The 14,928-nt window shown below is 63.6% G+C and carries 17 protein-coding genes; 7 read left to right on the top strand and 10 right to left on the bottom strand.

Features of this window, described 5'->3' with window-relative positions; genetic code table 11:
* Positions 1-5 precede the first annotated feature (5 nt).
* Positions 6-884, top strand: coding sequence for a DNA-methyltransferase (locus QRM57_RS10900; protein WP_284986567.1), 879 nt, complete (start codon positions 6-8; stop codon positions 882-884).
* Positions 885-894: 10 nt separating this feature from the next.
* Here the strand turns inward: QRM57_RS10900 and QRM57_RS10895 are convergent, their stop codons facing one another.
* Together QRM57_RS10895 and QRM57_RS10890 are read right to left on the bottom strand one after the other, a co-directional pair.
* Entirely contained in the window at positions 895-1,503 is a 609-nt protein-coding gene (locus tag QRM57_RS10895) for a MarC family protein (protein WP_235520680.1), read from the bottom strand.
* Positions 1,503-2,348: a PHP domain-containing protein gene (locus tag QRM57_RS10890; protein WP_284986566.1), complete on the bottom strand. Its 846-nt coding sequence runs from the start codon at positions 2,346-2,348 to the stop codon at positions 1,503-1,505. Before QRM57_RS10890 ends, QRM57_RS10895 begins: the two co-directional genes overlap by 1 nt.
* 80 nt (positions 2,349-2,428) lie before the next feature.
* On the opposite strand from QRM57_RS10890, the gene QRM57_RS10885 reads away from it, so the two are divergent.
* Positions 2,429-4,012, top strand: coding sequence for an aminopeptidase P family protein (locus QRM57_RS10885; protein ID WP_284986565.1), 1,584 nt, complete (start codon positions 2,429-2,431; stop codon positions 4,010-4,012).
* A gap of 102 nt (positions 4,013-4,114) precedes the next feature.
* Here the strand turns inward: QRM57_RS10885 and QRM57_RS10880 are convergent, their stop codons facing one another.
* Positions 4,115-4,924, bottom strand: a complete 810-nt coding sequence (locus QRM57_RS10880) for a YflT domain-containing protein (protein ID WP_284986564.1) — start codon at positions 4,922-4,924, stop codon at positions 4,115-4,117.
* Between the two features lie 76 nt (positions 4,925-5,000).
* Between QRM57_RS10880 and QRM57_RS10875 the strand changes: the two genes are divergently transcribed.
* From QRM57_RS10875 to QRM57_RS10865, 3 genes are read left to right on the top strand one after another with little or no spacing between them, the layout of a single operon-like run.
* On the top strand, positions 5,001-6,284 hold the full coding sequence (locus tag QRM57_RS10875; protein ID WP_144648468.1) for a magnesium transporter MgtE N-terminal domain-containing protein: 1,284 nt from the start codon (positions 5,001-5,003) through the stop codon (positions 6,282-6,284).
* Positions 6,265-6,996, top strand: coding sequence for a DUF1003 domain-containing protein (locus QRM57_RS10870; protein ID WP_284986563.1), 732 nt, complete (start codon positions 6,265-6,267; stop codon positions 6,994-6,996). The genes QRM57_RS10875 and QRM57_RS10870 overlap by 20 nt, the downstream gene beginning before the upstream one ends.
* Before the next feature lie 4 nt (positions 6,997-7,000).
* Positions 7,001-8,128 (top strand): Mrp/NBP35 family ATP-binding protein, encoded by a 1,128-nt coding sequence (locus QRM57_RS10865; RefSeq protein WP_284986562.1) that lies wholly within the window; start codon positions 7,001-7,003, stop codon positions 8,126-8,128.
* 37 nt (positions 8,129-8,165) lie between these two features.
* Here the strand turns inward: QRM57_RS10865 and QRM57_RS10860 are convergent, their stop codons facing one another.
* Genes QRM57_RS10860 through sigE form a run of 3 tightly spaced genes read right to left on the bottom strand, consistent with a single transcriptional unit; the run spans position 8,166 to position 10,132 of the window.
* Positions 8,166-8,558 carry a twin-arginine translocase TatA/TatE family subunit gene (locus tag QRM57_RS10860; RefSeq protein ID WP_235520686.1) on the bottom strand — a complete coding sequence of 131 codons (393 nt, stop codon included), beginning with the start codon at positions 8,556-8,558 and terminating at the stop codon, positions 8,166-8,168.
* A gap of 31 nt (positions 8,559-8,589) precedes the next feature.
* The gene (locus QRM57_RS10855; RefSeq protein ID WP_284986561.1) at positions 8,590-9,501 is read right to left on the bottom strand and encodes a hypothetical protein; all 912 of its coding nucleotides are present in this window, start codon (positions 9,499-9,501) and stop codon (positions 8,590-8,592) included.
* Between the two features lie 7 nt (positions 9,502-9,508).
* Positions 9,509-10,132 (bottom strand): RNA polymerase sigma factor SigE, encoded by a 624-nt coding sequence (gene sigE, locus QRM57_RS10850; protein ID WP_235520688.1) that lies wholly within the window; start codon positions 10,130-10,132, stop codon positions 9,509-9,511.
* 236 nt (positions 10,133-10,368) lie between these two features.
* Between sigE and QRM57_RS10845 the strand changes: the two genes are divergently transcribed.
* The gene (locus tag QRM57_RS10845) at positions 10,369-11,001 is read left to right on the top strand and encodes an O-methyltransferase (RefSeq protein ID WP_257369273.1); all 633 of its coding nucleotides are present in this window, start codon (positions 10,369-10,371) and stop codon (positions 10,999-11,001) included.
* Between the two features lie 77 nt (positions 11,002-11,078).
* On the opposite strand, the gene QRM57_RS10840 is transcribed toward QRM57_RS10845, so the two are convergent.
* The 4 genes from QRM57_RS10840 to QRM57_RS10825 form a co-directional block, all read right to left on the bottom strand.
* Positions 11,079-11,246: a DUF3117 domain-containing protein gene (locus QRM57_RS10840; RefSeq protein WP_211714277.1), complete on the bottom strand. Its 168-nt coding sequence runs from the start codon at positions 11,244-11,246 to the stop codon at positions 11,079-11,081.
* Positions 11,247-11,472: 226 nt separating this feature from the next.
* Positions 11,473-12,669, bottom strand: a complete 1,197-nt coding sequence (locus tag QRM57_RS10835; RefSeq protein ID WP_284986615.1) for a putative hexosyltransferase — start codon at positions 12,667-12,669, stop codon at positions 11,473-11,475.
* A 77-nt stretch (positions 12,670-12,746) separates the two neighbouring features.
* Positions 12,747-13,088, bottom strand: a complete 342-nt coding sequence (locus tag QRM57_RS10830; protein ID WP_257369274.1) for a DivIVA domain-containing protein — start codon at positions 13,086-13,088, stop codon at positions 12,747-12,749.
* A gap of 18 nt (positions 13,089-13,106) precedes the next feature.
* Entirely contained in the window at positions 13,107-13,943 is an 837-nt protein-coding gene (locus QRM57_RS10825; protein ID WP_257369275.1) for an LOG family protein, read from the bottom strand.
* Positions 13,944-14,106: 163 nt separating this feature from the next.
* On the opposite strand from QRM57_RS10825, the gene QRM57_RS10820 reads away from it, so the two are divergent.
* Positions 14,107-14,862, top strand: coding sequence for an amino acid ABC transporter ATP-binding protein (locus QRM57_RS10820; RefSeq protein WP_235516869.1), 756 nt, complete (start codon positions 14,107-14,109; stop codon positions 14,860-14,862).
* Positions 14,863-14,928: the final 66 nt, after the last annotated feature.

Genomic DNA, 14,928 nt, shown 5'->3' with positions numbered 1-14,928 from the left:
TCTCAATGACTGAAACTGTTTGGGCGCCGGACGGCGGCAACCTGGTGGTACACGCGGACAACGCGGAGTTCCTTCCAACGCTGCCGGACGGCGCCTTCACACTCATTTACGTGGACCCTCCCTTCAACACTGGGCGGGTCCAACGACGCCAGGAAACCCGGATGGTCCGCAACTCGGACGGCGACGGCGACCGCGTGGGCTTCAAGGGCCGCTCCTACGACACCATCAAGGGCGCCCTGCACAGCTATGACGACGCCTTCAGCGACTACTGGTCTTTCCTGGAGCCCAAGCTCGTGGAAGCCTGGCGCCTGCTGGCAGACGACGGCACCCTGTACCTGCACCTGGACTACCGCGAGGTGCACTACGCCAAGGTGATGCTCGACGCCATCTTTGGCCGGGAATGCTTCCTGAACGAAATCATCTGGGCCTACGATTACGGCGCCCGGGCCAAGAACCGCTGGCCCACCAAGCACGACAACATCCTGGTGTACGTGAAGAACCCCACCAAGTACCACTTCGACAACGCCGAAGTGGACCGGGAGCCCTACATGGCTCCGGGTTTGGTGACCCCCGCCAAACGTGAGCTGGGAAAGTTGCCCACGGACGTCTGGTGGCACACCATCGTTTCGCCGACGGGGCGCGAAAAAACCGGCTACCCCACGCAGAAACCCGAAGGCCTGGTCCGCCGGATTGTTTCGGCATCAAGCCGCGAGGGCGACTGGTGCCTGGACTTCTTTGCCGGTTCCGGAACCCTCGGGGCAGTGGCGGCCAAACTGGGCCGGAACTTCGTGTGCGTGGACCAGAACGAGCAGGCCATTGAAGTCATGCGGAAACGCCTGGGCAGCAAGGCCGAGTTCCACCAGGCCCAAACCACTGCGTCCTAGCCTGGAGCTGTCAGGCGACACCCTTCACGAAGGCAGTCACCGAGTCAGCGATCATCTGTACGGCGATGGCAGAGAGCAAAAGGCCGGCAATCCGGGTCACCAGCTCCACTCCGTTCTCCCCAAGGACCCGCTGGACCACTCCCGCGAACCGCATGGCCAGGTATAGCGAGGCGAGCACCACCGCGATGCCCAGGCCAACGGCCAGGTAACCTGACAGGTCCTTGGACTGCTGGACAAAGACCATGACCGCCACGATCGCACCAGGCCCGGCCATCAGCGGCGTACCCAAGGGAACAAAGGCCACGTTCTTGTACTTCGCGGCGTTTTCCTCGCCGCTGGTGGACCCCGTCAAGAGCTGCAGGGCAATGAGCACCAGCAGCAGGCCACCGGCACCCTGCAGGGCCGCCAGGGAGATGTGCATGTAGTTCAGGATCGATTGGCCGAAAATCGCGAAAACCACGATCACGCCCGTGGCCACCAAAAGAGCCTGAAAAGCCGAGCGGTTCCTGTCCTTCGGTGACATCTGGGCCGTCAACGACATGAAGATCGGCACTGTACCCGGCGGGTCCATGATGACGAACAGCGTAACGATCACCGAGGCCAGCAACTGCAGGTCCATCAACGGACTACCTTGCTGCCCGTCGCCAGGTCCTCAATACGGGCCAGGACGTCGGCCGGCGTCGTGTTTTCGCCGAGGACGTTCGGTTTGCCTGCGCCGTGATAATCGGAGGATCCGGTCATCAGCAGCCCATGCCGGGCAGCCAGCTCGCGCAGGAACCGCCTGCCGTCCTCCGGGTTGTCCCGGTGGTCCACCTCAACCCCCAGCAGGCCGGCGTCGATCATTTCACGGTAGGTGCGCTCCCCCACGATCCGTCCCCGGGACGAAGCCACCGGATGGGCGAACACGGGAACGCCGCCTGCCGCGCGCACCAGCTCGACGGCGACCGCCGGGTTGGGCGCGTAGTGCTGCACGAAATACCGCGAATGGGAGGTAAGGATGGAGGTGAACGCTTCCGTGCGGTCCGCGACGACTCCGGCGGCCACCAGGGCGTCGGCGATGTGCGGGCGTCCCACCGTCGCTCCGGGTGCCACATGGTGGATCACGTCGTCCCAGGTCAGCGGATAGTCCTCGGACAGCAACGTCACCATATGCTCTGCGCGGGTGAGGCGTGCGTCCTTGGATTTGGTGATTTCCTCGAGGAGGCCGGGGTGGGACGGGTCGTGGAGGTAGCTGAGCAGGTGGACGCTGATGCCCTGCTCCGTCCGGCAGGAGATCTCCATGCCCGGGACAAACGCAATCCCCAGTTCCACGGCGGTTGCCGCAGCCTGGTCCCAGCCATCGGTGGAGTCGTGATCCGTCAACGCCACGGCGTCCAGGCCCGCCGATACGGCAGAAACGATCACCCCGGCGGGTGTCTCGGTTCCGTCGGAAACATTGGAGTGCGCATGCAGGTCTATCCTCACTTTCCCAGCCTATGGGATGCAGGGCTCCTTGGAGCGTTGCGCCGTTGGCCTCCTCACCGAACTGGTGGGACGATGTAACGGTGAACGATGCCGAAAACACCCAAACCATGGACTCCGCAAATTCCCAGCCGCTGCAGGAGCGCGTTAACAACCGCTCACAGAGGCCAACATCGGATGCTTTCAAAGCATTCATGGCCAGCAATTGGGCTGCCGCCCCGCAGGTGACCCCTGCGCGCGACGCCGTTGCAGACCACGCTGCACGCCGCCGTCGTGCCACTTCCGAACTGTTCAAAGGCGAACGTCTTGTCATCCCGGCCGGTCCGCTGAAGGTCCGCTCCAACGACTGCGATTACCGTTTCCGGCCCCACTCCGGCTTTGCGCACCTCACGGGCCTGGGCCTGGACCACGAGCCCGACGCCGTCCTCATCCTTGAGCCGGTGGCTGAAGGCAAGGGCGACGACGGCGGTCACCACACCGCCACGCTCTACTTCCGTCCCTTGGCCGGCCGCGATACCGAACAGTTCTACGCCGACTCACGCTCCGGTGAGTTCTGGATCGGTGCCCGTCCGACGCTGGCGGAATTCGAGGCCCGCCTGGGCCTCTCCTGCGCCCATATCGCCGAACTCGAAATGGCGATTACCAAGAACGTAGGCGCCCCGGAAATCGGTGGTATCTCCATCCGCCTGGTCCGCAAGGTGGACGAGAACATTGACGCTTTGGTGGACACCGCCCGGTACAACACCGCCAAGGATCCCGAAACCCTGGACCTGGGCGAACTCGATGCCTTGGACGAGAAGCTCAGCGAAGCGCTCTCGGAATTGCGCCTCCTCAAGGACGAGTGGGAAATCGAGCAGATGAAGATCGCCGTGGCCGCCACTGTGGAGGGCTTCGCCGACGTCGTTCGCGCCCTTCCGCGGGCGCTGACCCACGCACGCGGCGAGCGCGTCGTTGAGGGTGCATTCTTCGCCCGCGCCCGCGAGGAAGGCAACGAGCTCGGCTACGACACCATCGCTGCCTCGGGAAACAACGCCACTGTCCTTCACTGGACCCGGAACACGGGCAAGGTCAACGCGGGCGAACTCCTCCTCCTCGATGCCGGCGTGGAAGCTGATTCCCTCTACACGGCCGATGTCACCCGCACCCTGCCCGCCACGGGCACCTTCACCGATGTACAGCGCAAGGTCTACGAAGCCGTACTTGACGCAGCCGATGCCGGTTTCGCAGCCGCGCAACCGGGCGTGAAGTTCCGCGACATCCACACGGCCGCAACCACTGTCCTGGCCGAACGCCTCGCCGAGTGGGGCCTGCTCCCCGTGTCCGTGGAGGAAGCCATCAGCCCCGAGGGCCAGCAGCACCGTCGCTGGATGCCGCACGGCACCAGCCACCACCTGGGGCTGGATGTCCACGACTGCGCACAGGCCAAGCGCGAGCTTTACCTGGACGGGATCCTCACCGAGGGCATGGTCTTTACCATCGAACCGGGCTTGTACTTCAAGAATGAGGACCTGGCGATCCCTGCCGAGTACCGCGGAATCGGTGTTCGCATCGAGGACGACATCCTGATGACGGCCGATGGCCCGGTCAACCTCAGCGCCGCCCTGCCCCGCAAGGCAGACGACGTCGAATCATGGATGGCCGGTATCTACCAGGAGGCGCAGGGCTAGGTACTGGCCCGCGCACTCCAAGGGAACTGCCAACACAAAGGGAAGGCCACCGGAGATCCGGTGGCCTTCCCTTTGCCTTTTGAATTTGTCCTTTGCCGGGGACTACTGCTGTTTCGGTGTGTCCTCGGAGCCGGCTTGCTGTCCGTCTTCATGCGGGGCATTGTGGCCTTCGGTCACGCGGACACCGTACTGCGGCCTACCGTCCGGCAGGTCGGGGTAGCGGACAGCCGACGGCGGCTGGTGGCTCGACGGCGCCGCACCGGCTTGGGGTTCCCCGTTCCCCTGCGTGCCGGTTTCACCGGTGCCGCGCTGGCCGTAAGGGTCATTCCATGTGGATGGCCTTTCCGGCGCCTGGCCCGGCTGCTGCAGCGGAGCGCTGTGCTGGTTGTAGTTCGTTGCCTGCGGCGCTGCCGCCTGCGAGGGGTTCATCGGCAGCTGGTGCAGCAGGCGACGGGCCTCGTGGGCTGCTTCAATGGCGACGATCACGTCATAGTTGGTGGCTACCACCTGGCTTGTGGAGGTGAAGTCACGCTTCCCGCGCTGGGTGGCATAGGTGACGATGCCGAAGAGCATGAAGAAGGCCGCGCCCATCAGGACCGAGGTGATGATGGAGAACGGACCGCCGCCCGGCGTAAAGAAGGACAGCATCACACCGACGAACAGGCCAAACCACATGCCGCTCAAGGCACCGGACAGGGCCACCCTGGGGTAGCTCAGGCGACCGGTCACCCGCTCCACCATTTTGAGGTCGTTGCCCACGATCGATACCAACTGAACCGGGAACTGCTGGTCTGCCAGGTAATCCACCGCCTTTTGGGCATCCAAATACGAGGTGTATGAGCCGACGGTGTCTCCTTGGGGGACGCTCCGGGACTCCTCGACGGCTTTGGGACCACCAAAAATGTTAGACATAGCCCCATTGTGTCCCATGGACATGTGAAGCGGCTGGAATTCAGCTAAAAGAGAGCAGACTCGGTAGCCTGTAAACATGAGCACACATCCCTCACGCGTCTTTGTCGCGCGCCTGCTCGGCTTGGACGTCTTCGACCCCCTGGGTGACCGTCTTGGCCGATTGCGCGATGTCGTGGTGCTCTCCAGGGGCACCCGTGGAGCCCCGCACGTGGTGGGCATCGTGGTGGAAGTTCCCGGCAAGAAGCGCGTATTCGTGCCCATGACCCGCATTACGTCCATCGACCAAACACAGATCATCTGCACCGGGCTGGTCAACCTGCGCCGCTTTGAGCAGCGGGGAGCCGAGACCCTGGTGGTAGCTGAGATGTTTGACCGCCGCGTCACCCTTGCCGACGGCAGCGGAGACGCCACCATCGAGGACATTGCCATGGACCAGCACAGGTCCAAGGACTGGTTCGTCAGCAAACTGTTCGTCCGCCGCGGGCACTCCCTGTCGCCGTTGAGCCGGCTGCGCCGCAACGAGACCCTGATCATCGACTGGGCCGACGCCCAGACCGGCGCCCACAACGAGCCGCAGGCGGCCACCCAGTTCGTGGCCACCCACGAGGACCTCAAGCCTGCCGACTTTGCCGAAGCCCTGCAGGAAATGAGCGACAAGCGCCGGTTCGAAGTGGCCAGCGAGCTCCAGGACGAGCGCCTCGCGGACGTGCTGCAGGAACTGCCCGAGGACGACCAAGTGGAAATCCTCTCGGCCTTGGACGTGGAGCGCGCCGCCGACGTCCTTGAAGAGATGGATCCTGACGACGCCGCAGACCTCCTCGCTGAGCTCCCCTCCGCGCAGGCCGAGGAACTGCTGCAGCTTATGGAGCCTCAGGAAGCCGAGGACGTGCGCCGGCTCCTGGAGTATGACGAAGACACTGCCGGCGGCCTCATGACCCCTGTCCCGGTCATCCTCCCCCCGGAAGCCACGGTCGCGGAGGCCCTGGCCCACGTACGGCGGGAGGAGCTCTCCCCTGCCCTGGCCTCATCGATCTTCATTGCCCGCCCACCGCTGGAGACGCCCACGGGCCGATTCCTCGGCGTGGTGCATATCCAGCAGCTCCTGCGTTTCCCGCCGCCGGAACCTCTGGGCAACCTTGTGGACAAGAACCTTGAGCCGCTCTCGGACCAAGCCCACATCAGCGAGGTAGCCAGGACCTTGGCCACCTACAACCTGAATTCACTTCCAGTTGTCGACGACGACGGCCGCCTTGTGGGGGCGGTGACTGTTGATGACGTGCTGGATCACCTGTTGCCGGATGACTGGCGCGCCCACGAGGACGACGCCCCTATAAGGAGACTTGGAGGCCGCATTGGCTGATAACAACGCCACCCGATCCCCCAAGGCCACTGGACGTACCGTCAGCAGCCTGGACACGCCCCTGAGCGGTCGCCAACGCATCCTGCCCAAGTTCTCCCCCAACCCGGACGCCTTCGGCAACGCCACAGAGGGTTTCGCCCGTTTCATGGGAACCCCGCAGTTCCTGGTCTACATGACCATCTTTTGTGTGTTCTGGCTGGCGTGGAACACCTTCGCGCCCACCGAGTGGCAATTTGACCGGATGGAGCTGGGTTTCACCCTCCTGACCCTGATGTTGTCGCTCCAGGCCTCCTATGCAGCCCCGCTGCTCCTGCTGGCCCAAAACCGGCAGGACGACCGCGACCGTGTCTCCCTCCAGCAGGACCGCCAGCGCGCTGAGCGCAACCTTTCCGACACCGAGTACCTGACCCGGGAATTGGCTTCGCTGCGTATTGCCCTGCGTGAAGTGGCCACCCGTGACTACGTCCGGGCCGAACTCCGGAGCCTCCTGGAAGACATCATCGACGCCCAGGAAGAACTCCGCGAGCACGATCCCGCCACCGATGGCAGCGAATCCTCCGGAGAAAAGGTCAAGGAGAAGCTGAAGGAAAAGCGGGACAAGTCGCGCGGACCCCGCACCCAGCAAATCCCCAAGGTCCGTCCGCCGCGGACCGCCGGCCCCCAGCATTCCACTGCCAAGCGAACACCCGAGAACCCCGAAAGCCGAGCCTGACCGTATGAGCACCGTATCTGCCGAGGCGCTCCGTGCTGCCCTGGCAACCGTCATTGATCCGGAGCTCCGCCGCCCCATCACCGAACTCGGGATGGTGGAATCGGTCTCTGCCGATGACGCCGGCGCAGCCCACGTTGCGGTCCTGCTGACCATTGCCGGCTGCCCATTGCGCGAAACCATCACGGAGGACGCGACGGCAGCCCTGTCCAAGGTGCCAGGTGTGACCGGGGTGGACGTGGAACTCAAAGTCATGACGCCGGCCCAGCGCGAAGCCCTAAAAGTGCAGCTCCGTGGCCCCGGCGGGCAGCGCGGAATTCCGTTCACCAAGCCGGGTTCGTTGACCAAGGTGTACGCGGTGGCCAGCGGCAAGGGGGGCGTGGGCAAGTCGTCCGTCACCGTGAACCTCGCCTGTTCCCTGGCGGCCCAGGGACTGCGCGTTGGCATAGTGGATGCGGACGTCCATGGTTTCTCCGTACCGGCCCTGATGGGAATCACGCAGAAGCCCACACAGGTTGACGACATGATCCTCCCGCCAGTGGCTTATGGCGTAAAAGTCATTTCCATCGGCATGTTCGTCGCAGGCAACACGCCCGTAGCCTGGCGCGGCCCCATGTTGCACCGCGCCCTGGAACAGTTCCTCAGCGACGTGTACTTCGGCGACCTCGACGCTCTTTTCCTGGACCTGCCTCCCGGCACCGGAGACATCGCCATCTCTGTCGCCCAGTTGCTTCCCAACGCCGAGATCCTGGTGGTCACCACACCGCAGGCAGCGGCCGCGGACGTCGCCGAACGCGCGGGGACGATCGCCACCCAGACCGGACAGACGGTGGCCGGGGTGATCGAGAACATGTCCTTCCTGGAAATGCCCGACGGCGGCCGCATGGAGCTGTTCGGAAGCGGCGGCGGTGCCACCCTGGCTGCGAGGTTGAGCGCTGCGGTGGACACCGATGTTCCGCTGTTGGGGCAAATTCCTTTGGACATCCGTTTGCGGGAAGGTGGGGACGCCGGGAAGCCCGTAGTCCTGGCAGCGCCCGAAACGGCTGCCGCGAAGGCCTTGGAGGGTATTGCATCGGCCCTGGCCACCCGGCCGCGTGGGCTATCCGGGATGCCTTTGGGAATCCAACCCCGCTGACCGCGACTTTTGGGCGACCTGAACGCCGTCTTCCGGGTCAGGTAGCTTCGGTGTCAAAAGGCGCGGCTTCACCATCTGCAAGCCGCTCGATGATCCTCGCCGGGGCCTTGGGCTTGGTGTCCGCGGCCGAGGCAGTTGCCGCGGCGACGGGCGCACCGGGACTCACTGGCTTGGTGTCGTCCTCCAGGAGTGCATCCTTGATGATGCGCCGGGGATCATACTGACGCGGATCGTACTTCTTCCAGTCGACCTCATCGATGTCGATGCCGACTTCTTCCTTGATCTGCTCGCGCGCGCCCGACGCCATCCGCCGGACTTCCTTCACCAGGTTGGCGAGCTTTTGAGTGTATTCGGGCAAACGGCTGGGACCGATGACGAGTACGCCGATAAGGAGGAGGATTATGAACTCCGGGCCGTTGATTCCAAACACGCTACGAAGATTACCTTGTCTGTGGTGCCGCTCATAAACCGGCGGGACGGAGGAGGGTCTGGAGTCCGCGCAGCAGTCGCCCATACCAGGACCCGGAGCTGTCTCCGTGCCCTTGATGCGACATGGACTCTCCTGCCCGGACTATTTCCGGCACCGCGTCATCAGCGCTTTCCGGGGGCAGGTCGGAGGTGTAGCTGATCACGGCAGCAGGCATGGCGTAGACGGCCTTCCACGGCGTTCCCTGGGTGACAGAGAGCTGCGCCGCGCCCCTCTGGTCGGCGGATTGCGCGTCGGCCGGAAGGTGTTCTTCGGTGATGGTGGCGTAATGGCCGTTGCTTTCGAGCCGGATTTCCACCGCCGGGTGTCCATTGAGCATCGAGGCCTGGGCGGAGACGACGTGGAAGCCCATCTCCAGGAGTTCAGGACAGGCCCACCCTTGGTCGCGGAGGGCATCCAGTTGCGACGCACTAAGACTCATGGTGCTTCCAGCCTTGAACGAGGGGTCCATGACGTCCACCGGTCCAGCGCTCCAAGCCCCCACCAGCGCTCCGGCATTGCCGGCGCCGGCCAATACCCGCGGCTGGTCATCCCCGGCCACTACGTAAGCTGCGACGCCCAGAGCTCCGGCGCTCACCACGAGGGTACCCGCTGCGACGGCAGCGAAGCGGAGACCCCTGGACAGCCCACCCTGCTGTGGGTGGTTCCACGGATCCTGTGCAGGTTCACTGGCAAGCCGCTCCGTGTGCTGGATCAGGCGCGCAGCCAGGTCCTGGCTCGCTTCGGGCACGGCCGCACCCCGGAGCCGCTCGAGGTACTGCCGTTCCCGGCCTGCCGCGGCACGGCAGTCCGCACATTCCTGAAGGTGTTCCGGTAGCCGCGAATGGCGCCGGGCAGCGAAAGCGCGCCGGGACAGGGCTCCCGGACGGAAGGGACGTCGAGGCATCGACAACCTAGTGGATGCTGGCGATGCGGGGCATCTTCAAGCGCGGCTTGCGGGCCTCTGCGGGTCGGGGATCGCGGTGGGCCAGCTTCTCGCGCAGCATGGTCCTTCCGCGGTGGATACGGGACCTGACGGTCCCCAGCTTCACCCCAAGCGCCTCGGCGACTTCGTCATAGGAGAGGCCTTCAAGATCGCAAAGAACCACGGCGGCACGGAAGTCGGGTGGGAGCTCTTCCAGTGCCCGCTGGACGTCCAGGTCAAGGTTGTTGTGCTCAAAGCTCTGCTCGGGTCCGGGCTCGCGGCCAGGAAGGCGGGACTCGGCGTCCTCGGCAAGCGCATCAAACCGTATGCGGCTCTTTCGGCGGGCCTGGTCGAGGAACAGGTTGGTGGTGATGCGGTGCAACCAGCCGTCCAATGTTCCCGGCTTGAAGTTCTCAAGCGAGCGGAAGACGCGGACGAAGACCTCCTGGGTGAGGTCTTCGGCGTCGAACTTGTTGCCGGTCAGGCGGTAGGCGAGGCGGTATACCTTGGCGGAGTGGTTCGCAACCACGTCCTCCCAGCTGGGCATGACCCATTCGGCTACGGCCTCGTGGCCTTCTGATGTTTGGACTGGCGCAGCATGCGATGCCGGCATCGTCCACTCCCCTCAAACTGTGGTTCACCGAAGAATCCGGTGCCGTCCACCTCATGGATGACCGGAGCAATATCATCCCAAGGTTGTCTGGGAATTTCCTGACCGGCCGCCGATTTCCCCGCAGGGCGGAAAACATCGGCGGACACAGCCGGATGCCGCTCTCCCAACAGCGGGTTTACGCCGGACCACGCAGTAGTCTGGTACAAACACCCCTACCCGCGGAAAGCGAATCCTTCATGAGTGCCGACAAGTCAACCAGCTGGTCCTATGCAGAAGATCTGCCGGCTGAGGACGACGTCTTGTTGCGTGCCCGTGAGCGGTCCTTCGAGTTGGGTGTCACCCCGATCAGTCCGGGTGTTGGTGCGGTGCTGACAGTCCTTGCTGCTGCGTCCAAGGCACAGACAGTAGTAGAGGTCGGATCCGGTGCCGGAGTATCCGGGGTCTGCCTGCTGCGGGGCCTCAGCCCGCAGGCGGTCCTGACAACCATCGACGTCGATGTTGAGCACCTGAAAGCCGCACGGGAAGCGTTCCTGGAATCCGGCAGCCCGGCAAACCGTACGAGGACCATTTCCGGCAGGGCGGCTGACGTATTGCCTCGCCTAACGGACTCTGCCTACGATCTCGTCTTCATCGATGCGGACAAGCCGAACTTCCCCAAATACGTTGAACAGGCGGTCCGTCTGCTTAAAACCGGCGGCACCTTGGTGATCAATGACGCCCTGGACAAGGACCGGGTGTCCAACCCTGCTGCACGGGACGCGACTACCGTGGTCCTGCGCCAGATCGGCAAAGCCATCCGCGACGACGAGCGACTGGCTTCGGCCATGCTGCCCACGGGTGACGGACTCCTGGTGGCAGTCAAGAAGTAGCGGGGAGCGGCGTCGAAGGACGCCGCCCTTAAACTCAAAGCAGGGCTCCAGCTTCCGCCGGGCCCTGCTTGGTAAATCTATTCGGTCACACCTACGAGGCATTCCTTGAGGTTCTCCGCTTCGGAAGCGTTGAGCTCGACCACAAGCCGTCCCCCACCTTCGAGCGGCACACGCATGATCAGGCTGCGCCCCTCCTTGGTAACTTCCATAGGGCCGTCGCCAGTACGTGGTTTCATAGCCGCCATTAGGAAAATCCCCTCCATTTGTCCCAAGTCCGCCCAACCCGGCCGGGCTGGATCCGCCTAGCAATCGCAGCCGGCGGCACCGCTTGGGAGGCCGCCTTGGCCGGGCACTTTAGGTGCTTTGTCCTTGCTAATAGTCCATTATCCCGTACTTACCCGCCCGTAACGAAATCAACAGTCTGTTAGTCAGGGCTTTGTACATATTGCTGTTCCCGAATAAAGCTCCACGTCAGGGCGGATAATCGCCACCTCCGGGCAAAGGGGCCCACGCCCAGAGCCAAACGACCCAGACCATCTGGAGGAGGATGAACATGATGACGACGGTTCCACGGTACGCCTTGGACTTGGACAACATCGCTGTTGCCAGGGCAAGGGGAAACAGTGGAAGGAGCATCCGGAACGTGCTGGTTTGCGGGTGCAGGAATACCAGCAGGTAACCCATGTAGCAGGCACACCATAGCCGGAGCTCCGTCCCCAGCGCCCGGACTGGCCGGGAGATCATGACCAGTACGAACAACGCCGTGAAGACAAAGGGGGCGAGCACGCCAAGGACTGGACCAAAAAGCATCCGGCCGGTGTCGAACCAGGGCTTGAAGGGCACCAGGTCATCCCCGCGCCAGGCAGTTTCAGTGCGGGTATAGGCGGCAGGGTCGCCGGTGGCCGCCCAGGCAATCGCCGGCCATGCAAGGGCTGCGACACAGGCGGCTGCCACCAAGGCACCCAGCGACAACAGGTTCCGCGTGGACAAGGGCCGGGTATCGGAAACGAACCCTTGCCTGTTCCTGGCCGGCCCGAAACGCTGCCATAGATGCCAGAGGAAGAGGAGGCCCACCATGGCCGCGAACGGGACGCCCGAGGGCCGGGACAGGGACATCAGAAGGACCACCGGTATGGCCGCCAGGTAGTGCCGCCGTACAACCAACAGCAGGGACGCTGCCAGAAGCAGGAGGTTCAAGGACTCCGCGTAAGGAACTTGGAGGATCGGCGCGATGGGAAAGGTCGAGACGAAAATGACGCCCCACATGGCTGTGCGCCTGCCCGCGAACTGCCTGAAGAGCTGATGAATGACCAGGACGGCTGCAAGACCTGCCACCATCGCGATGGCAGTGAGCGCTGGAAGCGTGCCCAGCCCTGTGATGGCCGAAAGCCCACGGGCGAGCAAGGGAAACAACGGGTAGAAGGCCCACGCGTTTTCCTTCACCACGCCGTTCTGGTCTAGCGGCAGGACAGCCGGGTAGCCGTCGTCAACGGCCTGCTGGTACCAGCGTGCATCCCAGATAGTGATGAAGTTCCAGTAGTCCGGTGCCGGCGCAAACCAAGGGTTGGTCCCTTGGTGCACTGCGGCGGCCATGAAGATACACGCACTGACCAGCCGCGCGAGGATGAAGACCGCAGCAACCTGGAGCCACCACGGCCACCGTGCCATCCGCGCGCCGGCATCCGACACGGCACGCGAAAGGAGTGCCGTGGGTCCCACTCCCCCGGGCATCTGAGCCCCGGAACTCACTGTTTGGTCCGGGTATCATCATCGACGCCGGGCCGCTGCGGGGTGAGGCCACTGAGCCTCTCGATCTCGCGGTCCTTGGCCTTCAACTGGTCCCGGAGTTCATCGAGTACCTGGTCCACCTGGTCCATGCGGTAGCCCCGCAGGCCCAGGGCGAAACGGACTGTATCGATGTCGGATGGCTTGGCCTCCGCCGGCAGTAACACCGGAGGTAGGTTTGGCGTCGGGTCATCCAGGCCGGCCCCCATGGAGCGGCCGCGGACGATTCCGGCGCCCACAAAGAGGGCAGCGCCAACCAGGACAATCGCGACGAACACCAGAAAAAAGCTCACAGTGTCCATGGTGCCAGAAACCCGTTGCTACTCCGGGCGCTGCTCCCCGGTGGGGCTGGGCAGCGGGGCACCATGGAGCACGCGATGGACGGCGTCTGCCGGGTCATCGACCAGCTGGATCAGGTCGAGGTCCTTTTCGGACACCATGCCCTCTGCCACCAGAGTTTCCCTGATCCATTCGATCATGGGTCCCCAGAAGCCCACGCCCAGCAGCACAATCGGGAACGAGGTCACCTTGCGTGTCTGGACGAGGACCATAGCCTCGAAGAGTTCATCCAGGGTGCCCAGTCCGCCCGGCAGGACCACAAAGCCCTGCGCGTACTTGACGAACATGGTTTTGCGGGCAAAAAAATACCTGAAGTTGATACCCAGGTCCACCCACTGGTTGAGCCCCTGTTCGAAGGGAAGCTCGATGCCCAGGCCGACGGAGACCCCGTTGCCCTCCACAGCACCTTTGTTGGCTGCCTCCATGGAACCGGGGCCGCCGCCTGTGATGACCGCGACTCCGGCTTCGGCAAGCTTCCGGCCGACGTCGACAGCCATCTCGTAGTACTCGGTGCCCGGTTTGGTCCGTGCCGAACCGAAGACACTGACAGCAGGCCCCAGATCTGCCAGGGCACCGAAGCCCTCCACGAATTCGCTCTGGATCCGCAGGACCCGCCAAGGATCCGTATGAATGAACTGGCCGGCACCACTCGTGTCCAGCAAGTGCTGGTCGGACATCCCCGTATCGGCTTGTTTCCGTCGCAGCTCCAAGGAGCCCTTGTGCTTGGCAGGCGCTATCTCGGACGGCAAGGGCACATGGCTGGACTTGGCGCGTCCGTTGGCATCCGGATGGGGAACTGGGTGCTGGCTGATGCTCATTGCCCAAGGCTAGTCCCTATGGACCCCTGCTTCGTCCATGCGACCCGCCCGTTGCATTGCAGTCTGGCATATCGCTGAAGGACAGGTTTCTGTTCAATCACGATCTTGGCGAACTTGGCGTGACCGTAGTCATATTTGGGTCTTTGTTCGCTAGATTCTTCGTATGACTACTCAAGCGTCCGGCGATGCCCTCGTCTCACTGAACGGCGTCAATAAGCATTACGGTCAACTGCACGTCCTGAAAGACATCAACCTGCAGGTTCGGAAGGGCGAAGTCGTGGTGGTCATCGGACCGTCCGGCTCCGGCAAGTCCACCTTGTGCCGCGCGATCAACCGTTTGGAAACGATCGACGACGGTGCGATTGCCATCGACGGGAAGAAGCTCCCGGAAGAAGGCAAGGACCTCGCCCACCTGCGGGCCGACGTCGGAATGGTCTTCCAGTCCTTCAACCTGTTCGCCCACAAGACGATTCTTGAGAACGTCACGCTGGGGCCGATCAAGGTCAAGAAGGTGGCCAAGGGGACAGCTGACAAGGAAGCCATGGCACTGCTCGAGCGTGTCGGTGTGGGTCACCAGGCTCCGAAGCTGCCCGCCCAGCTGTCCGGCGGTCAGCAGCAGCGCGTAGCCATCGCCCGTGCACTGGCCATGAAGCCGAAGGTCATGCTCTTTGATGAGCCCACCTCCGCACTTGACCCCGAAATGATCAATGAAGTCCTGGACGTCATGATCCAGCTGGCCAAAGAAGGCATGACCATGATCGTGGTCACCCATGAGATGGGCTTTGCGCGCAAGGCCGCTGACCGTGTGGTGTTCATGGCGGACGGCCAGATCGTGGAAGACGCAACTCCGGAGGAGTTCTTCACCAACCCGAAGAGCGACCGTGCCAAGGACTTCCTGTCCAAGCTTTTGACCCACTAGCTCCCCACCGCCCGCATCCCGGCTGTAGAGAACGCACCCTGGCCGTACGACGGCCAACCAATGAAA

The organism is Arthrobacter sp. fls2-241-R2A-172, assembly GCF_030208885.1.
In the GTDB taxonomy this organism is placed as follows: domain Bacteria; phylum Actinomycetota; class Actinomycetes; order Actinomycetales; family Micrococcaceae; genus Arthrobacter.
Note: the sequence above shows the minus strand (reverse complement) of the source record. Positions and strands in the feature narration are given on the sequence as shown.